General features: G+C 68.5%; 23 protein-coding genes. 13 read left to right on the top strand and 10 right to left on the bottom strand.

What is annotated here, in order from left to right:
* Positions 1–48 precede the first annotated feature (48 nt).
* The 3 genes from mmsB to E3O62_RS10655 form a co-directional block, all read right to left on the bottom strand.
* Positions 49–1,236, bottom strand: coding sequence for a multiple monosaccharide ABC transporter permease (mmsB, locus tag E3O62_RS10665; RefSeq protein WP_134398482.1), 1,188 nt, complete (start codon positions 1,234–1,236; stop codon positions 49–51).
* Positions 1,237–1,241: 5 nt separating this feature from the next.
* Entirely contained in the window at positions 1,242–2,750 is a 1,509-nt protein-coding gene (mmsA, locus tag E3O62_RS10660; protein WP_104169414.1) for a multiple monosaccharide ABC transporter ATP-binding protein, read from the bottom strand.
* A gap of 127 nt (positions 2,751–2,877) precedes the next feature.
* Complete coding sequence (locus tag E3O62_RS10655) at positions 2,878–3,996, bottom strand: sugar-binding protein (protein ID WP_134394906.1); 1,119 nt, start codon at positions 3,994–3,996, stop codon at positions 2,878–2,880.
* A 491-nt stretch (positions 3,997–4,487) separates the two neighbouring features.
* On the opposite strand from E3O62_RS10655, the gene xylA reads away from it, so the two are divergent.
* The 4 genes from xylA to E3O62_RS10635 all read left to right on the top strand — a co-directional run bounded on the left by xylA (position 4,488) and on the right by E3O62_RS10635 (position 8,879).
* Positions 4,488–5,693: a xylose isomerase gene (gene xylA, locus E3O62_RS10650; protein ID WP_104169416.1), complete on the top strand. Its 1,206-nt coding sequence runs from the start codon at positions 4,488–4,490 to the stop codon at positions 5,691–5,693.
* A gap of 305 nt (positions 5,694–5,998) precedes the next feature.
* A complete protein-coding gene (gene xylB, locus E3O62_RS10645; RefSeq protein ID WP_134398481.1) occupies positions 5,999–7,423 on the top strand; it encodes a xylulokinase in 1,425 nt (474 codons plus the stop codon).
* A gap of 136 nt (positions 7,424–7,559) precedes the next feature.
* Positions 7,560–8,432, top strand: a complete 873-nt coding sequence (locus tag E3O62_RS10640; RefSeq protein WP_134398480.1) for a thioredoxin domain-containing protein — start codon at positions 7,560–7,562, stop codon at positions 8,430–8,432.
* A gap of 120 nt (positions 8,433–8,552) precedes the next feature.
* On the top strand, positions 8,553–8,879 hold the full coding sequence (locus E3O62_RS10635) for a CHY zinc finger protein (protein WP_134398479.1): 327 nt from the start codon (positions 8,553–8,555) through the stop codon (positions 8,877–8,879).
* Between the two features lie 409 nt (positions 8,880–9,288).
* Here the strand turns inward: E3O62_RS10635 and E3O62_RS10630 are convergent, their stop codons facing one another.
* A complete protein-coding gene (locus E3O62_RS10630) occupies positions 9,289–10,140 on the bottom strand; it encodes a M23 family metallopeptidase (protein ID WP_134398478.1) in 852 nt (283 codons plus the stop codon).
* Between the two features lie 416 nt (positions 10,141–10,556).
* Entirely contained in the window at positions 10,557–10,937 is a 381-nt protein-coding gene (locus tag E3O62_RS10625) for a metalloregulator ArsR/SmtB family transcription factor (protein WP_241973440.1), read from the bottom strand.
* A gap of 180 nt (positions 10,938–11,117) precedes the next feature.
* Between E3O62_RS10625 and arsB the strand changes: the two genes are divergently transcribed.
* The 3 genes from arsB to E3O62_RS10610 are packed head-to-tail and all read left to right on the top strand — an operon-like array spanning position 11,118 to position 13,500.
* Positions 11,118–12,347 carry an ACR3 family arsenite efflux transporter gene (arsB, locus tag E3O62_RS10620; protein ID WP_134398477.1) on the top strand — a complete coding sequence of 410 codons (1,230 nt, stop codon included), beginning with the start codon at positions 11,118–11,120 and terminating at the stop codon, positions 12,345–12,347.
* A gap of 55 nt (positions 12,348–12,402) precedes the next feature.
* Positions 12,403–12,813, top strand: coding sequence for an arsenate reductase ArsC (locus tag E3O62_RS10615; protein ID WP_134398476.1), 411 nt, complete (start codon positions 12,403–12,405; stop codon positions 12,811–12,813).
* A gap of 12 nt (positions 12,814–12,825) precedes the next feature.
* On the top strand, positions 12,826–13,500 hold the full coding sequence (locus tag E3O62_RS10610; RefSeq protein WP_134398475.1) for a three-helix bundle dimerization domain-containing protein: 675 nt from the start codon (positions 12,826–12,828) through the stop codon (positions 13,498–13,500).
* A gap of 73 nt (positions 13,501–13,573) precedes the next feature.
* Here the strand turns inward: E3O62_RS10610 and E3O62_RS10605 are convergent, their stop codons facing one another.
* Both E3O62_RS10605 and E3O62_RS10600 read right to left on the bottom strand, forming a co-directional pair.
* On the bottom strand, positions 13,574–15,709 hold the full coding sequence (locus E3O62_RS10605) for a hypothetical protein (protein WP_304990561.1): 2,136 nt from the start codon (positions 15,707–15,709) through the stop codon (positions 13,574–13,576).
* 108 nt (positions 15,710–15,817) lie between these two features.
* A complete protein-coding gene (locus tag E3O62_RS10600; protein ID WP_241973431.1) occupies positions 15,818–16,195 on the bottom strand; it encodes an Hsp20/alpha crystallin family protein in 378 nt (125 codons plus the stop codon).
* A gap of 180 nt (positions 16,196–16,375) precedes the next feature.
* On the opposite strand from E3O62_RS10600, the gene E3O62_RS10595 reads away from it, so the two are divergent.
* A complete protein-coding gene (locus E3O62_RS10595) occupies positions 16,376–16,735 on the top strand; it encodes a TIGR02611 family protein (protein ID WP_134394896.1) in 360 nt (119 codons plus the stop codon).
* On the opposite strand, the gene E3O62_RS10590 is transcribed toward E3O62_RS10595, so the two are convergent.
* Positions 16,732–17,424 carry a ScbR family autoregulator-binding transcription factor gene (locus tag E3O62_RS10590; RefSeq protein WP_134398473.1) on the bottom strand — a complete coding sequence of 231 codons (693 nt, stop codon included), beginning with the start codon at positions 17,422–17,424 and terminating at the stop codon, positions 16,732–16,734. The two genes, E3O62_RS10595 and E3O62_RS10590, sit on opposite strands and share 4 nt — an antisense overlap.
* Before the next feature lie 210 nt (positions 17,425–17,634).
* On the opposite strand from E3O62_RS10590, the gene E3O62_RS10585 reads away from it, so the two are divergent.
* The gene (locus E3O62_RS10585) at positions 17,635–17,862 is read left to right on the top strand and encodes a PLDc N-terminal domain-containing protein (RefSeq protein WP_134394894.1); all 228 of its coding nucleotides are present in this window, start codon (positions 17,635–17,637) and stop codon (positions 17,860–17,862) included.
* 28 nt (positions 17,863–17,890) lie between these two features.
* Here E3O62_RS10585 and E3O62_RS10580 read toward each other — a convergent pair whose 3' ends face one another.
* The gene (locus E3O62_RS10580) at positions 17,891–18,361 is read right to left on the bottom strand and encodes a universal stress protein (protein WP_134394893.1); all 471 of its coding nucleotides are present in this window, start codon (positions 18,359–18,361) and stop codon (positions 17,891–17,893) included.
* A gap of 103 nt (positions 18,362–18,464) precedes the next feature.
* On the opposite strand from E3O62_RS10580, the gene E3O62_RS10575 reads away from it, so the two are divergent.
* From E3O62_RS10575 to E3O62_RS10560, 4 genes are all read left to right on the top strand, one after another.
* The gene (locus E3O62_RS10575) at positions 18,465–19,355 is read left to right on the top strand and encodes a hypothetical protein (RefSeq protein ID WP_134394892.1); all 891 of its coding nucleotides are present in this window, start codon (positions 18,465–18,467) and stop codon (positions 19,353–19,355) included.
* A 349-nt stretch (positions 19,356–19,704) separates the two neighbouring features.
* Complete coding sequence (locus tag E3O62_RS10570; RefSeq protein ID WP_134398472.1) at positions 19,705–20,547, top strand: hypothetical protein; 843 nt, start codon at positions 19,705–19,707, stop codon at positions 20,545–20,547.
* Between the two features lie 166 nt (positions 20,548–20,713).
* Positions 20,714–22,231, top strand: a complete 1,518-nt coding sequence (locus E3O62_RS10565; protein ID WP_166786465.1) for an ATP-binding protein — start codon at positions 20,714–20,716, stop codon at positions 22,229–22,231.
* Positions 22,225–22,899 (top strand): response regulator transcription factor, encoded by a 675-nt coding sequence (locus E3O62_RS10560; protein WP_134394889.1) that lies wholly within the window; start codon positions 22,225–22,227, stop codon positions 22,897–22,899. The genes E3O62_RS10565 and E3O62_RS10560 overlap by 7 nt, the downstream gene beginning before the upstream one ends.
* Before the next feature lie 112 nt (positions 22,900–23,011).
* On the opposite strand, the gene E3O62_RS16585 is transcribed toward E3O62_RS10560, so the two are convergent.
* Positions 23,012–24,152: PxKF domain-containing protein (locus tag E3O62_RS16585; protein ID WP_194085921.1), on the bottom strand; the 1,141-nt coding region annotated here is incomplete at its 5' end.

The raw sequence follows: 24,152 nt of genomic DNA, 5'->3' as shown, positions 1-24,152 counted from the left end.
TCTACGGTTGGAAGACACCTGACAGGGCCCTGCAGGCGCGGGGCGAAGCTAGCGGCCGCCGCGGCTCTTGTTGAAGATGTCGAACGCGACCGCGAGCAGGAGCACGACGCCCTTGATGGTCATCTGCCAGGCCGCGTCGACCGTGAGGATGGACAGGCCCATGTTGAGCACGCCCATCACCAACGCGCCGATGACGGCGCCGATGACCGTGCCGACGCCACCCGTCACGGCCGCGCCACCGATGAAGACGGCCGCGATGGCATCGAGTTCGTAGTTCTGGCCGGCCGAGGCGACGGCGCCCCCGGCCCGAGCCGTGGAGACCACGCCGGCCAGGCCGGCGAGCACTCCCATGTTGACGAAGATGAAGAAGTTGACCCAGCGGGTCTTGACGCCGCTCATCTTGGCGGCGAACAGGTTGCCACCCATCGCGTACACGTGGCGGCCGAACACGGTCTGGTTGAGCAGGAAGGTGTAGCCGAGAATGAGGGCGGCTAGCACAATCAGGATGAGCGGTGTGCCGCTGTAGCCGGAGAGCAACCAGGCGAAGACGATGATGGCCACGCCGGCGATGCCGCTCTTGATCCACAGGGTGGCGATCGGCTCGCGGGGCAGGTCGAGCTTGCGCAGGGTGGCGCGGGTACGCAGCTGCTGCACGATCAGGGCGAGCGCGGTGAGCACACCGAGGGCGATGGTGAGCACGTCCCGGCCGCCGACCTCGCCGAGCCAGGCGGGCAGCCAGCCCGCACCGATGGCGGTGAACTCGGACGGCAGGCCGCCAATGGTGCCGCCGGTGAGCAGCACCAGAGTGAGCCCGCGGAAGATCAGCATGCCGGCCAGGGTGACGATGAACGCCGGGATGCCGACGAAGGCCACCCAATAGCCCTGCCACGCGCCGACGACGGCGCCGACCACCAGGGCGAGAATGACGGCGGCCCACCAGGCGAAGCCCCAGGAATTCATACTGATCGCGGCGACGGCACCGACCATGGCCACCACGGACCCGGCCGAGAGGTCGATGTGGCCCGCGATGATGACGATCACCATGCCGATGGCGAGGATCAGAACATAGGCGTTCTGCTGGATCAGGTTGTTGACGTTGCCGGGCAGAAGCAGGCGACCGTCGGTGAGAATCTGGAACAGCATGATGATGATCACCAGTGCGGCGAGGATTCCATACTGTCTGAGGCTGACCGCGAACTTGGGTTTCGTGCGCTTCATAGGGGTGGTGGTACTCATCGGGGTCAGTCCTTTCCCGCGGTCATGTAGTGCATGAGTGTTTCCTGGGAGGCTTCCGCCGCGGTGACTTCACCGGTGAGCTTGCCCTCGGAGATGACGTAGATCCGGTCGGAGAGCCCGATGAGTTCGGGCAGCTCCGAGGAGATCACCACAACGGCTTTGCCCTGGGCGGCGAGCTCGTTGATGATTCCGTAGATCTCATACTTGGCGCCCACGTCGATGCCGCGGGTCGGTTCGTCGAGAATGAGAATGTCGGGGCCGGCGAAGATCCACTTCGAGAGCACGACCTTCTGCTGGTTGCCGCCGGAGAGCTTGCCGGTGATCGATGTGACGCTCGGCGCCTTGATGTTCATCTTCTCGCGATAGGAGTTGGCGACCTTGTATTCGCGGTGCCGGTCGATGACACCCCACTTGGCGAGTTTGCCGAGGGCCGCCGCCGAAACGTTCACCGTGATGTCACCGATGAGGTTGAGGCCGTAGAGCTTCCGGTCTTCGGTGGCGTAGGCGAAGCCGTGGCGGATTGCCTCGTCGACGGTGCGCATCTGAATCTCGTCGCCGTTCTTGAAGACGCTGCCGGTGATCTTGGTACCGTACGAGCGGCCGAAGATGCTCATGGCCAGTTCGGTTCGGCCGGCGCCCATCAGCCCGGCAAACCCGACGATCTCGCCGGCGCGCACGCTGAAGGACGCCCCGTCGACGACCTTGCGCGCGGTATCGACCGGGTGGTACACGGTCCAGTCTTCGACGCGCAGCAGTTCGGCGCCGATCTTGGGTTCACGCGGCGGAAACAGGTTGTTGAGTTCCCGGCCGACCATCGAACGGATGATGCGCGCCTCGGTGGCGTCCGGTCCGTCCATCGAGATGGTTTCGATGGTCTTGCCGTCCCGGATGACGGTGACCTTGTCGGCGATCCGTTTGATCTCTTTGAGCTTGTGGCTGATGATGATGCAGGTGATGCCCTGCCCGCGCAGGTGTTCGATCAGGCCGAGCAGGTGCGCCGAGTCCTCATCGTTAAGGGCGGCGGTCGGCTCATCGAGGATGAGCAGTTTCACCTGTTTGGAGAGCGCCTTGGCGATCTCCACGAGCTGCTGCTTGCCGACGCCGAGTTCGAGCACCCGGGTGGCCGGGCTTTCAGCGAGGCCGACCCGGCTGAGCAGCAGGGACGCTTCGCGGTTGGTCTTGTTCCAGTCGATGATGCCCCGGTTGGAATTCTCGTTTCCGAGGAAGATGTTCTCGGCGATCGACAGGTAGGGGCTGAGGGCCAGTTCCTGGTGGATGATGACGATGCCGTCGGCTTCGCTGTCATTGATCGTTTTGTAGGAGACCGGCTTGTTCTCGAACTCGATGGTGCCCTCGAAACTGCCGGCGGGATACACACCGCTGAGCACCTTCATGAGCGTTGACTTGCCGGCGCCGTTCTCGCCGCAGATCGCGTGCACCTCCCCGCGAACGACGTCGATGGACACCCCGTCGAGTGCCTTCACTCCGCTGAAATCCTTCACAATGTTGTGCATCCTGAGGATGGTCGTGTGCTCCAAGGGCAGCCTCCTGATCGATAGCGCGTGTGTAGATCTGCCGGCCCCAATGAGGGCCGAGGTGGTCGGCCCCGCTCGCGCGGGGCCGACCGGGGTGTGGGACCGGTTACAGTCCCACGTCGGATGCCTTGATGAAGCCGGAGTCGATCAGCTTGACCTGGATGTCCTCCTTGACGACGACCTCGGGGTCGAGCAGGAACGACGGCACGATCTTCTTGCCGTTGTCGTAGGTCTCGGTGTCGTTGACGGTCACTTCTTCGTCCGCGGCGATCTGCAGAACCATGTTGTAGACCTGCTCGCCGAGCGTGCGGGTGTCCTTCCACACGCTCATGGACTGCTCGTCTTTGAGAATCGCCTTGATGTTGGCCTTGTCGGCGTCCTGCCCGCTGATGATCGGGTAGTCCTCACCGGGTGCGTAGCCCGCCGACTTCAGGGACGCCAGGATGCCGATGGCGAGGCTGTCATTGGGCGAGAGCACAACGTCGACCTTCTCGGATCCGGAGTAGAAGGACGACAGGCGGTTGTCCATCTCGGCCTGGGAGAGGGTGGAAGCCCAGCCTTGGATGCCGATCGAGGCCCAGTCCGCGTTGGACTCGGGCGAGCGACCGCTGGGAACGACGAGCTGACCGTTCTCGACGTAGGGCAGCAGAACGTCCCAGGCGCCGGAGAAGAAGAATTTCGCGTTGTTGTCGTCGGGGCTGCCGGCGAAGGGCTCGAGGTTGAACGGGCCGGCGCCGTCGGCCAGGCCGAGCTGGTCGACGATGTACTCCCCCTGCAGGGTACCGACCTCGTAGTTGTCGAAGGTCGCGTAGTAATCGACGTTCTCGGTGCCGACGATCAGGCGGTCGTAGGCGATGACCGTGGCGTCCTGCGTCTTGGCCTCTTCCAGCGCCGGGCCCAGCAGGAGGCCGTCGATGGCAGCGACGACGAGGATGTTGGCCCCGCCGGCAATCTGGTTCTGGATCTGGCTGATCTGCTGGTCGGTCTTGTTGTCGGCGTACTGCAGGTCGGCGGTGCAGCCGGCCTTTTCGAGCAGCGTCTTGAGCTGCTCACCATCGTTGATCCAGCGCTCAAGGGCGCGGGTCGGCATGGAAATGCCGACGTTGCAGTCGGCAATGGCCTCCACGCCGTCGCCGGCCGGTGCGCCCGTGCCGGAACATGCCGCGAGCGACAAGGCCACGGCTCCGGTCGCCGCTACGGCGATGATCCTCTTGGTCAGGGACATTGGTGCTTTCCTCTCTGAATGCTGCCAGGCGCAGGGGCGGAGATTCCGACTCCTGCTGCAACGAGGTGCACTCCGACCGACCATTTTGCGTAACGCGAAACGGGGACGGACGGTTACCTCGTTGTAAAGCGTGATGCGATGTGGACTCACACGGTCAGGTGTGAAATCCGGTGCAGGGCCAAGCTGTTCGGACCACTCTGCGGGTGAGCCTCCACTCAGTCGCGGACGACTTTGTTTGTGACCAAAACATATCTAATTGGAGAGCCAATTGCCAACTGTTATCCCGACATTCCGCTATTTGTGCGCAATCGAGGTGGATTCACTATCCACGCCATACCCTTGTGCCCGGATCGAGCGCCGCAACACAGGCTAATAGTTCCCGCCGGAGGCAAATTCGGATCATTTCCGGCAAACCGTCCCGTTCTGGTCACGATTGATATATGTTTGGGTAATCAACAAATCATCGACGCAGCTGAATCGGAAGTAGTGAAATGACATTGAGTGATGTGAGCCTGACCCCCACCCGCGACGACAAGTTCTCCTTCGGGCTCTGGACCGTCGGCTACAACGGCAGCGACCCGTTCGGCGGCCCCACCCGGCCGCCACTCGACGTCGTCGACGCGGTCGAGAACCTCGCCCGTCTCGGCGCATACGGCCTGACCTTCCACGATGACGACCTGTTCGCCTTCGGCTCCACGGATGCCGAGCGCCAGTCCCAGATCGACCGGGTCAAGCAGGTCTGCGCCGACACCGGCCTGATCATCCCGATGATCACCACCAACCTGTTCAGCGCCCCGGTCTTCAAGGACGGCGGCTTCACCTCGAACGACCGCAGCGTGCGCCGCTTCGCGCTGCGCAAGGTGTTGCGCAACATCGACCTCGCCGCCGAGCTCGGCGCGAAGACGTTCGTAATGTGGGGCGGCCGCGAGGGCGCCGAGTACGACTCGGCCAAGGACATCCGTGCGGCCCTGAATCGCTACCGCGAGGCCGTCAACCTGCTCGGCGACTACGTCACCGATAAGGGCTACGACATCCGTTTCGCGATCGAGCCGAAGCCGAACGAACCGCGTGGCGACATCCTGCTGCCCACGGTCGGTCACGCGATGGCGTTCATCACCACTCTCGACCGGCCCGAGCTGGTCGGCGTGAACCCCGAGGTCGGCCACGAGCAGATGGCCGGGCTCAACTTCGCCGCCGGCATCGCCCAGGCGCTGTACCAGGGCAAGCTGTTCCACATCGACCTGAACGGCCAGCGCGGCATCAAGTACGACCAGGACCTGGTCTTCGGCCACGGCGACCTGCACAACGCGTTCGCGCTCGTCGACCTGCTCGAGAACGGCGGCCTGAACGGCGGCCCGTCCTACGAAGGCCCCCGCCACTTCGACTACAAGCCCAGCCGCACCGAGGACATCACCGGCGTGTGGGACTCGGCCGCCGCGAACATGCGCACCTACCTGCTGCTCAAGGAGCGCACCCAGGCCTTCCGCGCCGACCCCGAGGTGCAGCAGATGCTCGAAGCGGCACGCGTGCCGGAGCTCTCCGCGCCCACCCTGGCAGCCGGCGAAAGCTACGACGACCTGCTCGCCGACCGCGCCTCCTACGAGGACTTCGACACGGATGCCTACTTCGGCGGCAAGGGCTTCGGCTTCGTACGGCTGCAGCAGCTGGCGCTGGAGCACCTGCTCGGCGCCCGCTAACCGGGATCCCGATGCGCAGGGCCGGCCACGGTGGCCGGCCCTGTGCCGGGCTCCGGCTGGCCCCATGGCTCACTCAGGAGTCCGATCCTGTAGCTGACGCGGGAGATCCTCCGGATGCGGCGGCCGGGCCCGCGGATCCCGCACCGGGCCCGCGGTACCCAGGCCCGCGGCATCCGTTTCTCCTGAGTTGCCCACTCCTCGCACCCCCTCGTTGCACCCCCTCCTCACGCCCAAACTCCACGCCCAATCTCCACGCCCACGCCCCACGCCCCACGACGCACGACCCCCGAGCGGAGAATGAAGCCATGACACTGGTTGCCGGAATAGATTCCTCGACCCAGAGCTGCAAGATCGTGATCAGGGATGCCGACACCGGCGCCCTGGTGCGCAGCGGTCGTGCGTCGCATCCGAACGGCACCGAGGTCGACCCCGAGCGCTGGTGGGAGGCGCTGCACGCCGCCCTCGCCGACGCCGGCGGGCTCGCGGATGTCGCCGCGATCTCCGTCGCCGCCCAGCAGCACGGCATGGTCGCGCTCGACGCCGAAGGCCGCGTGATCCGCCCGGCACTGCTCTGGAACGACACCCGCAGCGCCGGTGCCGCGTCCGACCTGATCGCCGAGATCGGCGCCGAAGAGTACGCCCGGCGCACGGGCCTCGTGCCGGTGGCCTCGTTCACCGCCCCGAAGCTGCGCTGGCTCCGCGACGCCGAACCGCTCAACGCCGCCCGCGTCGCCGCGGTCGCCCTCCCCCACGACTGGCTCACCTGGCGGCTGCGCGGCTACGGCCCGGCCGACGCGAGCCCCCTCGGGCCGGAACTGGACGAGCTGACCACCGACCGTTCCGACGCGAGCGGGACCGGCTACTGGTCACCCACCACGGGCACCTACGACCTCGACCTCTTCGAACGCGCCCTCGGGCACCGCGCCATCCTCCCCCGCGTACTCGGCCCCGGCGACACCGCCGGCACCACGGCCCCTCTGTCGGATTCGTTCCCCGCGGGAATCGTGATCGGCGTCGGCGCGGGCGACAACGCCGGCGCCGCACTGGGACTCGGCGCGGGCGACGGGGACGTCATCGTCTCCATCGGCACCAGCGGCACGGTCTTCGCCGTCACCAATCAGCCGACGACGGATGCCACGGGCACCGTCGCCGGCTTCGCCGACGCCAGCGGACTGTCCCTGCCTCTCGTGGCCACGCTCAACGCCGCCCGGGTGCTCGACGCGGTGCGGCTGCTCCTCGGGGTTGAGCACGACGAGCTCGGGAGCCTCGCGCTCAGCGCAGAACCCGGCGCCCAAGGGCTCGTCCTCCAGCCCTACTTCGAAGGCGAACGCACGCCCAACTTGCCGGACGCGACGGCCAGCCTCTTCGGACTCACCCTCACCTCGAGCACCCGGCCCAACCTCGCACGCGCAGCCATCGAGGGGATGCTCTGCGGCCTCGCCGACGGCCTCGACGCCGTACGGGCGCAGGGGGTGGTGGCCGACCGGGTGCTGCTGATCGGCGGCGCCGCGCAGAGCCCGGTCGTCGCGGCCATCGCGGCGCAGGTCTTCGACTGCCCGGTCGTGGTTCCGACCCCGGGCGAGTACGTTGCCGACGGCGCCGCCGTCCAGGCCGCGTGGGCGCTGACCGGCAGCCGCCCGGTTTGGCCGATATCCCTCGCCGCCGCGCCGGAACCGGACTGCCGCCCGCTCATCCGGGCCCAGTACGAAGTCCACCGCGCCCAGGCCTGAGCCGGCTCCGCCCACGGCGCCCGAAGCTGGGACTCCGCGCTCACAGCCCCCTCACAGCCCCGCTGCACCTCCTCCGGAGACGGACCCTCTAACCTTGGAACTACCTGCCAGTCGCAACGAAACGGTGCATTAGTTCATGAGTAATGTCTACGGCAAGCCTGTCCCCCCCAAGAAGGACCGCCGCGAGATGGCGCGTGAAAGCGCCCGCCAGCTCCGCGAGGAGCAGCAGAAAAAGGAGAAGCGCAACCGCTGGCTTCTGCGCGGCGGCATCGGCGCCGGCCTGATCGCGGCTGCTGTGGTCGTGGCCCTCGTCGTGGTCGGCAGCCAAGGACCTGCGGCGCCGGGCCCGCTCAACATGGCCAGCGACGGCGTGCTGCTCGGCGGCGACGGCACCAACATCGTCCCGGTCGAGACCGTCTCCGTTGCCGCCGACGAGGACCCCATCGCCACCGACCCGACAACCCTCGGCGACACCGCCAACATCGTGGTCTACGCGGACTACCTCTGCCCCTTCTGCGGCCAGTTTGAAACCACGAACGGCGAGCAGATCGCCGGCTGGGTCGCCGCGGGCACCGCCACGCTCGAGCTGCACCCGATCTCGATCCTTGATCCGGTTTCGGCCGGTAGCAAGTACCCGACCCGGGCCGCCGCCACCGTCGCGTGCGTCGCCAACTATGAGCCCGAGAACGTGCTCGCCCTGAACGCGGCCCTGTTCGCAAACCAGCCGGCGGAGAACACCGAGGGCCTGACCAACGAAGACCTGGTCAGCCTGGCCACGAGTGCGGGCGTCAGCGACGAGAAGGTCGCCACCTGCATCACGGAGAACACCTTCGCCGACTGGGTCGGCACCGCCACTCAGCGCGCCCTCGACGGCCCGCTCCCCAACGCCGACATCGAGCAGGTCAAGGGCACGCCCACCGTGCTCGTCAACGGCGTCTCCTACCCCGGCGCCCTCGACGACCCGGCCGCCTTCGAGGCCTTCGTCACAGCGCAGGCCACCGCCGAGTAGCGGCTGGGGTTCGGGGCACCGCGAGGCGCCCCGAACCCCATTCCCGACGCCGCGTCCTCACCCCCGACACCGCCCCACCCCCACGTGCGGTCGCGATCGCCTCTCGCACGAAGGACCACCATGCAGATCCACGGACAGACCGTCGACGCCCAGACCCGCTGCGTGCACTACCGTTCCGAGCTCGACATCGTGGCGATCAAGTTCTTCTGCTGCGGGCGCTTCTACCCGTGCTACCAGTGCCACGCCGCCGGTGAAACCCATGCCGCCCGGCTCTGGCCGGCCGCCCTCTGGGCCGAGCAGGCCATCCTCTGCGGAGTCTGCCGAGGCACACTCTCGATCGCCGACTACCGGGCAACCACCGCGTGCCCTGCGTGCGGCGCCGCCTTCAACGACGGATGCCGCGCTCACGCCCATCTCTACTTCGACCTCCCGGCAACGCCGGCCTGAGCCGCTGCCGCACGAGCCCACAACCCACGGCAGCCCCCACCACCACCGCAACCGCCGCCGCCGCCGCCGCCCACTTCGGCATCCAGGATCCCGGGTGGGAACCAATTCGACGGAGATTTTGCTGCCCGAAGGCCGGTTTCGACGATTTCGGGGGTGAATCGGCAAAATCTCCGTCGAATTCGTTCAGGGCGGATGCTGCGGGCCAAACAGCACAATGCCGCGAGGGGCGCGACGCCGAGCGCGGCATCCGCAGAACTGAACCGGAGAGTCGGCCTGAGCCGGGCACTTGCCGGCCTGAGCCGGGCCTTCCACCGGCGCCCACCCGCGCACAGGCTCCCGCCGGCACGCAGCGACCCCCGCGCAGACCGCGCAACCCGAGCACCCCGAGGAATTCGCGCGGCCCTCGCGACTACATCGGGCCAGCGCGCTGCGACAGCCAGGCGTACGGATCCGTCGGGGTGATCCCGTCGATCAGGATCTCGAAATGCAGGTGCGGGCCGGTGCTCTGGCCGGTGCTGCCCACGTTGCCCAGGTGCGTGCCTACGCCCACGGACTCTCCCGCGGAAACCTGCAGCGAGCCGGCCTGGAAGTGCGCATAGACGCTGCTGACGAGCTGTCCGTCGATGGTGTGGTCGACGATCGCGTAGACGCCGAAGCCGCCGTTGTCCGTGGCGGAGACCTCACGCACGACGCCGTCCGCAACCGCCAGAGCAGGTGCACCCTCGCCGGGAAGCATATCGAGCCCCTTGTGGAACGTCGAGCAGCCCCCGCAGGGGGCATCGCGCGGACCATAGGGACCGGAGAGGCGAACCGAGCCCGGGAATGGCCACTGCACGGCTGCATTAGCGGCGGCCGGAGCGGCCGCATCGTCGGCGGTCGGAACCGCAGCAGGGGCGGCAGGCACGGGCTCGGGCTTCGGCGCGTCGGTGACCGTGAAACCGTCGCGCTGCACGGTGGCGGTGGCCGCCGCACTCGGCATCAGGCTCTGTAGCGTCGCTTCGGCGGCGGAGGCATCAGAGGCGGCGGCAGCACGCGCGGTGGGATCGGGCGCGTCGGCATTCGCTGAGGCGTCCGCGGAGGCAACCGCGGAGGCCCGCACCGATGCTTCCACGGCGGCCGGCGGCCGCCAGCTGTAGACGTCGAGTTCCGAGGCCTGCGCGGGAATGCCGAGGATCACCGTGAGCAGTCCGGCGAAAAGCATCGCGAAGCCGCCGGCGGCGGCCTGACGCGGGATCAGGGTGAATCTGGTGAGTCTGGGCAACCTGGTGAGCCTAGGCGTCTGCATAGGCACCTTCCGCCGAAACGCGGCAGTAAGGGAACAGGGGAAAATTGGGCATGGTGAAAGCTCTCGTCGGCGCGGTTACGCGGTCGGGTGAGGGGGAGCCGGAACCTCACTCAGACGGAGAATGCGCTCACAGCGCAGATCAAATCCCACGGGGAACGACGCTCCCTCAGAGGAAGTGTCCAGGTGCGCCGCACGACGTGGGGCTTCGCGCACAAGTAATGAGGATATCTCGGTATCCTGAAAAAGCAATGGGATTGCGCAAATCGGTGACAAATGTTCCGGCCGGCTGCCCAGGATCGACGCCACGCGCGATCGCCCAAAAGCTCAGCCTTACAGCCTAGCCCGCTCGCGCAGCACCGCAAACTCAGCACAGCAAACTCGGAGCCGCGAATTCAGAGCCCGAGCACCCGATCCGCCAGCGTCCCAAGCGCTCCCGGCACGAGCCGGTAGTACGCCCAGGTGCCACGCTTGTCGCGGGTCAGGATACCGGCGTCCACCAGCACTTTGAGGTGGTGTGACACGGTGGGCTGACTGAGCCCGAGGGGTTCGGTCAGGTCGCAGACGCAGGCCTCCATATCGTCGTGCGCGGCCACCAGCGAGACCAGACGCAACCGGGCCGGGTCGGCCACGGCCTTCAGCAGCCGGGCGAGCCGCTCCGCTTCATCGGCGCCGATCGCCTCTCGCGCGGCAGGGGCGCAGCAGGCAGCAGCGGCCGCGGCGGCGGCATCCGTCGCGCCATCTGCGACATCCGAAACACCCGTGGCATTCGTCACGAAATCCAGGGCGACCGCAGCGGTCGACGCCTCAGGCACGGCACGGGTCTCGGTGAACGGCATCTGAACAGTATCTCCCATAAATTGACATCCATCGATGCATTGGGGAAGACTCCCTATCGACACCCCTGATTTTATGTCCCACCCGCCGATTTTTGTCTTACCTGCTCACGGAGCCACATGCCCTTCCCCGAATCGACCACCGCCCGGCCCTCCGCCCCGCCAACCGTGCAGCCGGCTGCCGCGCACAACACCATCGCCCCGGCGCGGCTCGGGGCCGTCGACCGTCTCCTGCCAGTCTGGATCCTCGCGGCAATGGCCCTGGGCCTGCTGCTGGCGGTCGTCGCGCCCGGCGTCGGCGACCTGCTCGCTGCGTTCACGATCGGCTCGGTCAGCGTGCCCATCGCGATCGGGCTACTCGTGATGATGTACCCGGTGCTGGCCAAGGTTCGCTACACGGATGCCCGCGCAGTCGCCCGCGACCGCCGCCTCCTGGTCTCCTCGCTGGTGCTGAACTGGCTGCTGGGGCCCGCCCTGATGTTCGCCCTTGCCTGGATCTTCCTGCCGGACCTGCCCGAATACCGCACCGGCCTCATTATCGTGGGCCTTGCCCGCTGCATCGCCATGGTGCTGATCTGGAACGATCTGGCCTGCGGCGACCGCGAGGCCGCCGCCTTCCTGGTGGCCCTCAACTCCGTCTTCCAGGTCATCGCGTTCGCCGCCCTGGGCTGGTTCTACCTCCAGGTGCTCCCCGCCTGGCTCGGCCTCTCCACCACGAGTGCGGAGTTCTCGATCTGGGCGATCACCGTCAGCGTGCTCGTCTTCCTCGGCATTCCCCTGCTGGCCGGCTACCTGTCCCGCCGAGTCGGCGAGGCCACCCGCGGCCGCGACTGGTACGAGAGCCGGTTCCTGCCGAAAATCAGCCCGTTCGCCCTCTACGGGCTGCTGTTCACGATCGTGCTGCTCTTCGCCCTGCAGGGCCGCCAGGTGATCGACCGCCCCTTCGACGTGGCCCTGATCGCCCTGCCGCTCCTCGTTTACTTCGCAGTCATGTTCGCCGCCGGATTCGCCACCGGCAAGCTCACCGGGCTCTCCTACGAGCGCACCACGACCCTGGCGTTCACCGCCGCCGGCAACAACTTCGAGCTGGCGATCGCGGTGGCCATCGGCACCTTCGGCGCCACCAGCGGCCAGGCCCTGGCGGGTATCGTGGGCCCCCTGATCGAGGTGCCGGCGCTCGTCGCCCTCGTCTACGTGGCGCTGTGGCTGCGACCGCGGCTTTTCCCGGGCGCCGGGGCACCGGCATCCGTCGCAGCCGACACCGCCGTAACCGACACCGACGACACCGACGACACCGACGCCGCCGCCGTCACCGCCGCCGACGCCGACCCGCTTCCCGACCCGGTCTGATCTCTGCATACCGCCCCGCCGTCCACCCCCGAAAATCAAGAAGGAACCACCGATCATGACCGCAAAGCCCACCGTTCTCTTCGTCTGTGTGCACAACGCGGGCCGCTCTCAGATGGCCGCCGGCTACATGACCGCCCTGTCCGAGGGCCGTGTCGAGGTGCTCTCTGCCGGCTCCGCGCCGAAGGACCAGATCAACCCGATCGCGATCGAGGCCATGGCGGAGGAGGGCATCGACATCGCGAACAACGTGCCCAAGATCCTCACCACCGAGGCCGTGAAGGAGTCGGACGTCGTCATCACCATGGGCTGCGGCGACACCTGCCCGATCTTCCCCGGCAAGCGCTACGAGGACTGGGAACTCGCCGACCCGGCCGGCCAAGGCATCGAGTCCGTGCGTCCGATCCGCGACGAGATCAAGGCCCGCATCCAGGCCCTGCTCGCCGAGATCCTCCCCGCCCAGGTCTAGGTCCGACCCGCCATGAGCGATCTGAGCGTGCGCCGGTCACTGCCCGGACTGGCCTTCTCCGAGGAGTCGTTGCGACGGCTGGCCGCGCACCTCACCGACCGGTTCTCGGGCGTGTTCGGCGCCGAGACGATCGAACGGTACGTGCTCGAGTCGTACACGTCGCTCCTGCGCACGTCGACGGTCACGGCGTTCCTCGTGACCAACACGGGGCGCTACGCCACCGACCGCCTGACCGCTCTGGCCCAGGCAAAGGGCACGATCGCCAAGGACGTCCCCGAGGTCCTGTTCGTCTGCGAGCAGAACGCGGGGCGGTCCCAGATGGCGGCGGTGCTGACCCAGGCCCTGTCTGGCGGTCGGGTGCACGTGCGTTCGGCCGGTTCGGCTCCGGCCAGGGGACTGAACCCCACGGTGATGGCGGTGATGACCGAACTCGGCCTCAACCTGGACGAGGAGTTCCCGAAACCGCTGACGGATGACGTCGTGCAGGCCGCCGACGTCGTCGTCACCATGGGCTGCGGCGACGCCTGCCCGGTCTATCCGGGCAAGCTCTACCAGGACTGGGAACTGGCCGACCCGGCCGGTCAGCCGACCCCGGAAGTGCGTCGCATCCGGGACCAGATCCGGCATCAGGTCGAGGCCATGCTCACGACCCTCGGAGTCGACCCGCAGCCGCTGCCGCTCCCCTAGCCACTGCCCCTGCCACCCCACCGCCACCGCCATCGCACGTGGGCGCGCGCGGGCAGGCCCGAGGGCGCCGGCCCTACTTGCGCACCAGCTTCGCCACGGTGAACCCGCCGGCGACGACCGTCACGGCCCCCGTCTTCGGAGCCTTCTTGTCAACGGATGCGACGGGCGTGCCGGTCGCATCGAACGCCTGCTGCGCCAGCCGGTAGCCGCGCGGCACGGCCACCGTGCGCACGCTTGACTCGGTCGCCGCGCTGACGTACACCGTGGACTCCCCCGCCGAACCGGTCACCGTGATCGTCGAGATCAGCGGTTGGATCAGCAGCGCGTCTACGGATGCCGCCCCATCGGCCATGCCGACGACCGCGGTGTCCGCCCCGGGCAGGGCCTGCTGGAGCGTAAGCGGGAACAGGCGTCCCAGGGCATCCGTGATGCCCTGCGCGCCCGCGCCGCCGTTGCTCGTGCTGCCCAGCGTCGACGTCGCGGACGACCAGGCCGTCGACCCGGAGTCGGCCTCGCCCTGGTTCACGATCGGGAACACGTTGCGAGCCTGGTCGGTGGCGGGAACCGGGATGCTCAGCGAGTCGCCCGTACCCAGCGCCACGTAGGCGCCGCCGGAGAGGTTGGCCTCGCCGGTCCAGGACGACGGCGGCGTGACCACGGACCCGCCGCCCGTGATGGTGCCGGACTCGGCCTCGACGACGCTCAGCCCCACGGTGGAGACGGTCGCGTCGATGCCGAGGGCCTTGACCTTCAGCGACGGATTCGCGTCCAGGGTCAGCATGGTCATCAGGGCGTGGATGGTGGATTCCGCGCCGGAGTTGGGGTTGATCCGGCCGTCAGGTTCGATGCCGTCGATGGCCGTACCGGTTGCCGGGTTGTAGGCCGGGGCGCCGTTCGGGTTGGCGCCGAAGAACCAGGCGGCGGTCACGGCGGCGAGGTCGAGCAGCCCCGGGGCGTTCGCGGCCGCGGCGGTGGCGACGAGCCCCTGCACGCGGGAGTCGACGCCGTAGGCGATCTGTGCCTCACCCGGGGTGGGGCTCCAGGCGTTGTCCGGTCCGCCGGCGGCCAGTAGCTGCGGGGTGAACTGGGCGGCGTCCTTGACGGCGGCGCCGAGCAGGTCGGAGCGTCCGATCACCGTGGACGCGGTGGCGACAGCGGCCGGGGCCAGTCCGCCCCAAGCGTGCCAGAGGGTCTGCGACTTGTTCCACGGCATGATCGCGCCGAAAGGCCACTCGGTGGCGGAGCCGGAGGACATCGCGGCGACACCCTCGGTGAGCCGGGTCAGCGCGGTGCGGGCGGTGTCGTCGTCCGGGACGGCCGTGACGTAGGCGGCGAGGCCGAGCGCGGCCTCGGCGGAGGCATCCGCCCCGCCCGCGATGAGCCAGGCCGGAACGTTCACGCCGTCGGCCACGTCGAAGGTGCCGTATTTTGCGAGCGACTGACGCTCGAGGGAGTCGAGCGAGAGGTGCAGGCGGTCCTGCAGGAACGCGGCGAAGTCGGGGTCGGCAGCCTGGAACGCGGCGTAGCCCTCGCCGAGGGCCCACACGGTGCGGGCCACCCAATAGGACTCGGCCGAGTCGCTCGGGTCGGGCAGTTCCACCGGGGTGGCGCTGGGGGTCAGGGTGCCGTCGGCCTGCTGCCAGAGCACCACGTTCCCCGCGTTCGGGCCGGTCGCGGTCTGCAGGTAGGTGAGGGAGCGCAGCGTCTGCACGGCGTGCTCGCGGCTGGTCTCGTCACCGGTCTGCTGCCAGTGGCGCAGGTAGACGACCGCGGTGCGGGCGATGTCGTCGGCGTTGTAGGCGCCCTGGCTCCAGTGCCCGGTCGCGGGGTCGAGCGACCCGCCGCCGGCCCGGCCGTAACTGCCGTCCGCCTTCTTGTCGGCGTAGGTCCACGGCGCCTGCGCGGTGGGCTGCTGGTCGATCTCGTAGGTGGTGTGCCCGTCGACCGCGGTCAGCGGCACGGTGTCGAGCAGGAATGTGAGGTGGGACAGGTTGGTCAGCGGCGCGGACGCCGCGGGGGCGGGCCGGGTGGAGACGGCTCCGGCCGGTGCACCGGATGCGGCGGATGCGGCGGATGCGCCGGGTGGCGGTGCCGCGGCGGCCGCGGCGGTGCCGGCTCCGAGTAGGAGCAGCGAGACCGCGGCGGTGAGGGCCACGGCTTTCAGAGATCGCGGGCGGGGGGACTGTGAGCGAACAGCGTTGTACGTCATTTCTTCTCTCCTGGTTCAGACTGAACCGGTTTGGTACAGCCAACTAAACCGGTTAAGGCGACGTGAGTCAAGAGAATTGGCACATTGCGTCCCCCATTCGGGGCCGGCTCAGCTTCGCGCGATCGGCACCTTCTTCGGTTCCTCGGCACCCTCGGGCACCGGCACGCGCACCTCGAGCACGCCGTCCCGGTAGGACGCCGTCACATCCTCTTCCTTGATTCCGCGGGGCAGCGCGATGTCGCGCGTGAACGAGCCGTACCGGAACTCGGTCCGGTAGCCGTCCTTGTCCTTGTGCTCGGTCTTTTCCTGCCGCTCGGCCTGAATGTGCAGCACGCCGTCGCTGACCGACACACCGACATCCTTTTCCGGGTCGATTCCGGGCAATTCCGCCCTCACAACCAAGTTGCCGCCGTCGCGGAATTCCTCCACCCGCAGGGCCGGAGCGTCCCAGTCGCCCTCGAAAAAGCGCCGCACCGGCTCCGGCATTTCGAAACGCTCGCGTTTTGCAAGTGCAGCCATGATTCGTCTCCTCCGTGATACCGAATGTTGATCCAGATGCCGCACACAGTACCCCCGGGGCCGCAGTCACGCTCCGGTCAGAGGCGGCGACAGCGGCGACGGATGCCCGCGCAGCAGGTTCCCAGCGACCCCGCTTAACCTGAACGCATGACCGTCATCCTCCAGCGCGAAATCGACGAAGGACGCAGCTCCGCCCACCCGATCCGGCGCTTCCTGCGCCGGAGCCGCGCCTGGGTGGATCAGCACCCTCGGCTGCGTTGGCTCTACCGCACTGTGGTCGGCGTACTCGGCTCCACGGTGGCCGTCATCGGGCTCATCCTGGTGCCCCTCCCGGGGCCCGGCTGGCTCGTCGTCTTCCTCGGCATCGCGATCCTGGGCACGGAATTCCCCACCGCGCACCGCATCTCCGTGGCCCTCAAGCGCATCCTGACTACGGTCTGGGCGTGGTGGCGCTCCCGGCGGGCGCGCGCGTCCGCCGGAGGGTCGACCGCTTCGGCTGGGTCCTAGGCCCGATCCGCTACCCCGCCCGCAGCGCCCGGGCCCGCGGCGCAGTTCGCTCGCACCTGGGCCGGCAGTGCGGTCAGCTTCGCCCGCCGCTCGTCCGTAAGCCCGGCCGGCAGCAGACCCGGCAGGAGCAGCGCCCACATCTCCTCCACGCGCTGGAAGAGGTCCGCCCGCCCGGTGAGCACCTGGGAGACGGTCTGCACGCCCGTGAAGGCGGGGCTGATGAAGTGCGCGGCGGCCTCTACGTTCAGATCGGCCGAAACGTCACCTTCATCGATCGCGCGTCGCAGCACCTTCCCGCAGACATCGATCCAGTCATGGAACGGACCGACCACCGGCACCGAGAAATTGGAGGCCTCCATGGTGAGACGGATGCCGGCACTCACCACCGGCTCGTCCTGCACCTGCGCCGCCAGCTCAAAGGTCATCAGGATGAGGGCTTGCAACCCGGGCATCGTGCCGTCCAGCAGCCTCTGACCCAAGCCGATCGAGGCCTCGTGCTGCGCCTCGATCACGGCGAGCGCGAGCGCCTCCTTGGACGCGAAATGAAAATAGAGTGCGCCCTTGCTCACCCCGGCGGCGACTTCCAGTCCGGCCAGGGTCGTACTGCCGTACCCGTGCTCCCGGAAGGCGACCGCCGCACCTCGGATGATCGCGGCCCGCGTTCCGATCGCCCGTTGTTGCTGCGCCATTCCACTCCTCGGTTATTCCGGCTTCCAGCGTAGCGACTGCCCGAACCGGGTCGCACACGGCCCCGCGCATCCGTTGTATCGTCTCTGCCTCAATCGGCCCCACTCCGCCTCAATTGGCCCCACAGAAGATACCGTTTGGTATGGTTTAGGGACGAGACGCTGTGACAGGGGAAAAATAGCGTCTCAGGGGGTTCAACAGGGGAGGTCGCAATGATCGACAGTGCAAGCATGGTGCAGATGGCAGCACTCGGACTCGGCGGTCTCGCCGTTCTGGGCAGCGCGGCGCTGATCGCCGCCGCCCTGATACAGATCAGCCGGGCCATCCACCTTCGGCAGGCAGCGCGGGCGAGCTGGGTGCTGGCCGTCGTCTGCGCGCCGGTCTTCGGGGCGGTCGCCTGGTTCGCGGTCGGCAACCGGATCGACGCCGACCAGAGCTGACTGGAGCCGACCGCCGCCAGCGGTCGGCTCAGGTGTTCGGGCGCACGACCAGGACCGGGCACTTGGCGTGCCGCACGCACTGCTCGCTCACGGAACCCAGCAGCATGCCGCTAAGGCCGCCGCGACCTCGGGAGCCGACCACGAGCATCCGTGCGCCTCGGGACACGTCGATCAGGGACTTCAACGGACTGGCGTAGATGGCCCGGTAGGTGACCTTCACGTCGGGATGCTTGGCCACCTCGGCCATCACGGCCTCGCCGAGCTCAACGCGCACCGCGTCGGCATACTCCTCGATCGACGAGACATAGCCGAATTCCCAGTTGGCCGGGCGCGGCGCCGTGTCGATGGACCACGCGCGCACCAGCACGACCGGGGCGTGCAGCTGCTCGGCGAGGTCGAGCGCCACGGTCACGGCGTGATCGGCGTGACCCGATCCGTCGTGTCCGACGACGATGCTGTCGCTGGAAACGGGAGTCTGTTCTGGCTGTGTGTCAGGCATGACCCCAAACTACTCCGGGGGCCCGGGTCGCGACGCGCGCGCTGCTGCGTGTCGGCCGTCGACTCCCAGCCCCTTCCCGCAGTGCCCCGGTAAGGTCTCCCCTATGACGTACCCGGGCACGCCGCGTCGACGACTGACCGCACTGGCGATGGTCGTCACTCTGGCCGTGCTGGGCGGTGGCCTGGCGCTGGCCGCGTCGGTGCACACCGCCGACGAAGCCGCCGCGCCTACCGGATTCGCCCCCGGTGCGATCATCAGCGACTACAACTTCTACAACGCCGACTCTCTGAACGAGGGCGAGATCCAGTCGTTCCTGAGGGAGCGCTCCTGCATCCCCCGCGACGGCTCTCCGTGCCTGGCCGACTACGAGGAGAACACGATCTCCCAGCCGGCCCACGGCGAGGGGCACTGCACCACATACCCCGGGGGCCGCAACGAGTCGGCCGCCCGCATCATCGCGAAGGTATCCGCGGCCTGCTCCATCAGCCCGAAGGTGCTGCTCGTGCTGCTGCAGAAGGAGCAGTCCCTGCTCACCCGGCCGAGCGCATCCGGTTATCTGCGCGCCACCGGCTACGGCTGCCCCGACACGGCCGACTGCGACACGGCGTACTTCGGCTTATTCAACCAGGTTTACCGTGCCGCCTGGCAGTTCCGGCAATACACCCAGGAGCCCGAGCGCGCCTACAAGATCGGAACCGTGCGCGTGGGTTTCAATCCGGATGCGAGTTGCGGGGCGTCCTCCATCACCATCGAGAACCAGGCCACCGCGAACCTCTACAACTACACGCCGTACCAGCCCAATTCCGCCGCGCTGGCACGCCCGGGCACCGACGGCGACGGATGCTCGACGCACGGCAACCTGAACTTCTGGCGGTTCTACAACCAGTGGTTCGGTGCGTCGGAGGCCGTGGGCTATCCCACGGCGTTCAACTCGTGCCTGAACCTCGTCGGCGGCCAGCCCTGCCGCAAGCACGGGCTGTTGCCGACGCCCTGAGCGGTCCCGACGGTTCGCGTTTCCGTGCTGGCTTCTCCGCCGGTTTCTCCGCGCAGAGCGTAATCGCCCCGAGGCCCCGGGGCTCCGCCGAGTCCGGTCGCCCGGCCGGGCGAACACCCGTGACCTGGCACTCTCAACTCCTGGTCAGGCGGCATTCCTGGCCTGAATGTGCGCGCACCGGACGGCGACGGGGCCCGGTGACACACCCGACCGGAACGGCTGGGCAGCCAACCCGATTCCCAGCCCGCACGGACCGGCCCCCCACTCCCGGTACCTAAACTCCTCCGATGACTACGAACGATCGATCGGGTTTTTCGCCGACCGGCCGCCGCAATCGAAAGGATCCACTTTGAACAAGCACACGATCTCCCCGACAGCCGACACCTCCCGCACCAAGCGCGTCGCCCTCGGCGCCGCCTCCGTGCTGACCGCCGGGGCCCTTCTCGGCGTCGGCGCGCAGGGCGCCACCGCCGCCCCTCTCAGCGCCGAGCCCACAACGAGTTTCAGCGCGAGTGCCGGCACGAGCGGGGATTCCGGCGCCACGGCGCACGGCGAATTCCTGGCGTCGCTTTCGGCCGAACTTCGCGCAGACCTTTCCCACGGGCAGAGCGGCAATGTGAAGGCCCAGAAGGTGGCCACCACCCTCTCCGAGCACGCCGAGCTGTTCGACACCCTGCCGGCGAACCTGCAGGCTGACCTGACCGCGCTCACGGACGCTACCGGGGCGACCGACCGGGCCGCCGCCGCCGCCACCGTGCGCACCACCGCGCTGGCCGGCGGCTACGGCGAGGAGGTCACGAAGATCGCCGAGGCCGTGCGGGACAACCCGGAGCACCCGTTGGCCGCCGCCGTGGAGGCCGCCCTGGGCAGTGACCTCGGCACCGCGCCGGGCACCGCGGACACCGACCCGACCGCGGACGCCGGATCCTCGGTGACGGAACTGGCCCTCAAGCTGGCGGACAACCCCGCGCTCCTCGACGAGCTGCCGGCCGACCTGCAGGCCGACCTGGCCGAGCTGAAGAACGCGCCCGCCGCCGAGCAGGAGGCCTCCGCGCAGAAGCTCGAAGGATCCGCCCTCAGCGGCGACTACGGCAGCGTGGTCCAGAAGATCGCCGAGCGGGTCCAGGCGCACGTGGCTGCCGAGGCTGACGCCGGTGCCGGTGCCGACGCGGACATTCACGCCGGAAACTAGCACCGCCGCAGCAGAACGGATGCCCGGACGCGCAGTGCGCGTTCGGGCATCCGTTCTGCCTTATCCCCCACTCGGGGACTGGCCGCCCGGAGGTGGCGCGGCTATGCTCGCCTCACCCGAGCGGCTGACCCGACAGCTCCGGCAACGCGTTCCCAAGGCAATTCTCATGGGCACCACAGGACCCCGAAGTTTTCGCTTCCCCGCGGTTTTCGCTGCCCCGCCGCTGTCCCCGGCCGGGCATCCGCAGGCCGACTCCCGCGGCGCAGAGCCTGACCGGCGGATGCACGCGCTCGGGGCGTGGGCGGCTCGCTCACGACTCACCATCGCCGCCTGGCTCGTCGGGCTGGCCGTCACCAGCGCCCTGCTGTGGAGCCCCGCCGTAGTCTTCGGGTTCCGCAATCCCTCGGCTCACCTCGTCCTCGACTCGGTCGACGCCTGCGTGGCGTTGCTGGTGGCGTCCCTCGTGTTCGGTCGGTTCCTGCGGCACGGGCGGCTGCAGGATCTGCTGCTCTTCCAGGGTCTCGTGCTGCTGGCCGCGGCGGGCCTGGGCCTGACCTACCTGACCGAGGTGCTCGGCGGAATCCGCGCGGGAACGCTCGACATCTGGCTTCCGCTGGCCATCCGAGTCGTGGGCGCCCTGCTGATCCTGGCCGCCGCCCTGGCGCACACGCGACCGGCGAAACGGATGCTCCGGCGCCGACTGCTGGCGCTGGCCCCCCTCCCCCTGGTGGCCGCGGTCTACCTCGCCCTCTGGACCGGCCGGGACCGGCTCCCCGTGGCGTTCGACCCGGGTTCCGCCCCGGTGTCCGCGGAGAACGCGCTCCTGACGGGCCATCCCGTGCTGCTCCTCGCCCAGGGCGCGGCGGCCGTGAGTTTCTTCATCGCCTCGGTGGCCTTTGCGTCACAGTCGGCCAAACGGGACGACGAACTGCTCCGCTGGCTCGGCCCGGCCTGTGCGCTCGGGGCGTTCGCCCGCCTGAACTACGTGCTCTTCCCATCCCTGTACACGGACTGGCTCTACACCGGGGATCTTCTCCGCACCGGCTGCTACCTGCTGCTGCTGGTCGGCGCGGCGCGGGAGATCCGCACCTACTGGCGGGCGCAGGTCACCGCGGCGGTGCTCGATGATCGGCGGCGGCTCGCCCGCGAGCTGCACGACGGAGTGATCCAGGAGCTCGCCTATATCCGCGCGGAAAGCCACGCCATTCCCGTGGATGTCGCATCCGGTATCCGTATCGTCAACGCCTGTGATCGCGCACTCGACGAGGCGCGGGCGGCCGTGCAGGCGCTCGGACGCACGAGCGATGAGCCGCTGAGTTTCACCGTTCACCGGGCGGCCACGGAGCTGGCCGCGAGGTACGGAATCGACCTGCGGGTCGACCTCGATGAGGCCATCACCGTCGATTCGGAGCAGCAGCACGCGCTGATGCGCATCACCCGGGAGGCGGTGTCCAACGCGGTGCACCACGGCAAAGCCATGGGGGTGCACATCCGGCTCAGCGAGGCCGGGGGCCGTCGGCGCCTCGCGATTGCGGACGACGGGGTGGGGTTCGATGTGCCGGCCGGCGTGGTCTCCACCGGTTACGGCCTGGTCAGCATGCAGGCTCGGGCGCGGGCGCTTCCGGGCACGTTCAAGGTGGAGGCACGACCCGCGGGCGGAAGCGTGGTGACGGTCCAGTGGTAGACGGCACCGGCATCCGCGTCGTCATCGCCGACGACCATGCCCCGATACGATCGCTGATCCGCCAGGCCCTCGAGGCCGGTGGTTGCGAAATCTGCGGCGAGGGGGCAAGCGCAGCGGATGCGATCCGGCTCGCCCTCGATCACCGCCCCGACGTGGTGCTGCTCGATATCAACATGCCGGGGAACGGGATCCACGCAGCCCGGGAGATCGGCCGAAGCCTGCCGGAGACGCCCATCGTGATGCTCACGATGTCGAAGGACGACGACGACCTCTTCGATTCCCTGCGCGCGGGCGCCTCGGGCTACTTGCTCAAGGACACCGATCCCGGCGCCCTGCCGGGTGCCCTGCGGGCCGTGCTGGCGGGCGAGGCGGCCATGGCGCCGGAGCTCGTGCTGCGGGTGCTCGGCGAGTTCCGGGCGCCCGCGCGGCGCCGCTTCCTGCGCCGCTCCGTGGCCGCGGGCAAGCTCAGCGCGCGGGAGTGGGAGGTGATGGAGTTGCTCGCGGAGGGAAACTCCACCAAGGCGGTAGCCGCCCGGTTGTTCGTGTCGCCGACGACGGTGCGGGTGCACGTCTCGGCTGTGCTCCGCAAGCTCGCCCTCACGGACCGCGAGAGCGCCTTCGAGCTGCTCCGTGACGAACGCGGCGAGCGGGGCTCACCTCGGTCGTAGTGCCTGGCGGTCCGCGGTGGCCGGCACAATTCCCGTGTCTGGGGGCGCAGGACGGAAGGCCCCGAGTTCCGCTCGGGGCCTTCCGTGTTCCGCTTGCGCTTGCGCTCGGTGCTTACTTCAGCATGAAGTTGGCACTGATCGTGGAACCGTCCTGGGCGGTCATGGTGACCACGGCGCAGGTACCCGGCTTCTTGGGGGTCTGCCAGTTCTGGATGAACTGCCCCGACGTCGAGTCATACCGCAGGCTCGTGCCGCCCGTGGTGGTGAGTTCGATCGCATCCGTCACCGCGGACGAACCGGGGCAGGTCACGGCCGTGGCGGTGAAGCTCTTGACGGCCGAGACGCTGGTGAGTTCGGCACCGGAGAAGATCTCGAACTTCAGTGGGACGGAGCTGCCGCCCTTCACCGTGTTCCAGACGTTGGCTCCCATATCGACTGGGGCGTAGAAGCCCTTCAGGGTCCAGGCCAGCACCGTGTACGCGCTCCTCGACGTGCTCGTATTGCCGGCCGTGTCGGTGGCGGTCGCCAGGTACGAGTGATCCCCGACTGTGGTGCCGCCGCCGGTCACGACGCAGGAGGCAATTCCGGACAGGGCGTCGGTCGCGTAACAGCTGGGCGCGGCCGGGTTGCTTCCGTACTGGTAACTGCCGGTGGGGCCGCCCAGGAGAGCAACGGTGGGTGCGGTCGTGTCGATGTCGATCCCCGACACGCTCGCGGTCGCGGTGTTGCCGGCCCGGTCGGTCGCGGCGCCCGTCACTGACTGGCCCGCCCCCTCGACCAGGGTCACGTCGCCCGCACAGGTGGCGATGCCGGATCCCGCATCACGGCAGGTGAAGTCGACGACGACGTCCGCCGCGTACCAGCCGGCGGCGTTGGGAGCGGCCGGGTCGAGGGTGGACGAGATGGTCGGGTCGACGGAGTCGATGTTGATCCCGGTCGTCGTCACGGTCGTCGTGTTGCCGGCCTTGTCGGTCACGGTACCCGTCACCGACCGGTTTGCGCCGTCGTGCAGGGTTGTGTCGCCTGGGCACGTGGCGATTCCGGACCCTCCCACGTCCTCACACGTGAAGTGGACGATGACGCCCGCGTCCGTTGTGTACCAGCCGTCGTTGCCCTCGGGGGCGACCGGGTTGAGCGTGTACGAAATCGTCGGGTCGACGGTGTCGATGTTGACCACCGCTGCGGTCGCGTCGGCGGTGTTGCCGGCGTTGTCCGTCGCGGTGCCGGTCACGTTGTTCACACCGTCGGTCAGG

The sequence above is a fragment of the Cryobacterium sp. TMT2-15-1 genome, assembly GCF_004402345.1.
GTDB lineage: Bacteria > Actinomycetota > Actinomycetes > Actinomycetales > Microbacteriaceae > Cryobacterium > Cryobacterium sandaracinum.
The sequence above is the reverse complement of the archived record's forward strand: the minus strand, read 5'-3'. Positions and strand labels throughout refer to the sequence as shown.

What these genes read in the sequence shown, in the direction of transcription:
- mmsA (WP_104169414.1), bottom strand. Translation starts at nt 2,750, where the DNA reads ATGCACAACATTGTGAAGGATTTCAGCGGAGTGAAGGCACTCGACGGG.
- xylB (WP_134398481.1), top strand. Translation starts at nt 5,999, where the DNA reads ATGACACTGGTTGCCGGAATAGATTCCTCGACCCAGAGCTGCAAGATC.
- E3O62_RS10565 (WP_166786465.1), top strand. Translation starts at nt 20,714, where the DNA reads ATGGGCACCACAGGACCCCGAAGTTTTCGCTTCCCCGCGGTTTTCGCT.
- arsB (WP_134398477.1), top strand. Translation starts at nt 11,118, where the DNA reads ATGCCCTTCCCCGAATCGACCACCGCCCGGCCCTCCGCCCCGCCAACC.
- E3O62_RS10600 (WP_241973431.1), bottom strand. Translation starts at nt 16,195, where the DNA reads ATGCCGGAGCCGGTGCGGCGCTTTTTCGAGGGCGACTGGGACGCTCCG.
- xylA (WP_104169416.1), top strand. Translation starts at nt 4,488, where the DNA reads ATGACATTGAGTGATGTGAGCCTGACCCCCACCCGCGACGACAAGTTC.
- E3O62_RS10615 (WP_134398476.1), top strand. Translation starts at nt 12,403, where the DNA reads ATGACCGCAAAGCCCACCGTTCTCTTCGTCTGTGTGCACAACGCGGGC.
- E3O62_RS10580 (WP_134394893.1), bottom strand. Translation starts at nt 18,361, where the DNA reads ATGCCTGACACACAGCCAGAACAGACTCCCGTTTCCAGCGACAGCATC.
- E3O62_RS10610 (WP_134398475.1), top strand. Translation starts at nt 12,826, where the DNA reads ATGAGCGATCTGAGCGTGCGCCGGTCACTGCCCGGACTGGCCTTCTCC.
- E3O62_RS10605 (WP_304990561.1), bottom strand. Translation starts at nt 15,709, where the DNA reads ATGACGTACAACGCTGTTCGCTCACAGTCCCCCCGCCCGCGATCTCTG.
- E3O62_RS10575 (WP_134394892.1), top strand. Translation starts at nt 18,465, where the DNA reads ATGACGTACCCGGGCACGCCGCGTCGACGACTGACCGCACTGGCGATG.
- E3O62_RS10585 (WP_134394894.1), top strand. Translation starts at nt 17,635, where the DNA reads ATGATCGACAGTGCAAGCATGGTGCAGATGGCAGCACTCGGACTCGGC.
- E3O62_RS10635 (WP_134398479.1), top strand. Translation starts at nt 8,553, where the DNA reads ATGCAGATCCACGGACAGACCGTCGACGCCCAGACCCGCTGCGTGCAC.
- E3O62_RS10640 (WP_134398480.1), top strand. Translation starts at nt 7,560, where the DNA reads ATGAGTAATGTCTACGGCAAGCCTGTCCCCCCCAAGAAGGACCGCCGC.
- mmsB (WP_134398482.1), bottom strand. Translation starts at nt 1,236, where the DNA reads ATGAGTACCACCACCCCTATGAAGCGCACGAAACCCAAGTTCGCGGTC.
- E3O62_RS10595 (WP_134394896.1), top strand. Translation starts at nt 16,376, where the DNA reads ATGACCGTCATCCTCCAGCGCGAAATCGACGAAGGACGCAGCTCCGCC.
- E3O62_RS10655 (WP_134394906.1), bottom strand. Translation starts at nt 3,996, where the DNA reads ATGTCCCTGACCAAGAGGATCATCGCCGTAGCGGCGACCGGAGCCGTG.
- E3O62_RS10590 (WP_134398473.1), bottom strand. Translation starts at nt 17,424, where the DNA reads ATGGCGCAGCAACAACGGGCGATCGGAACGCGGGCCGCGATCATCCGA.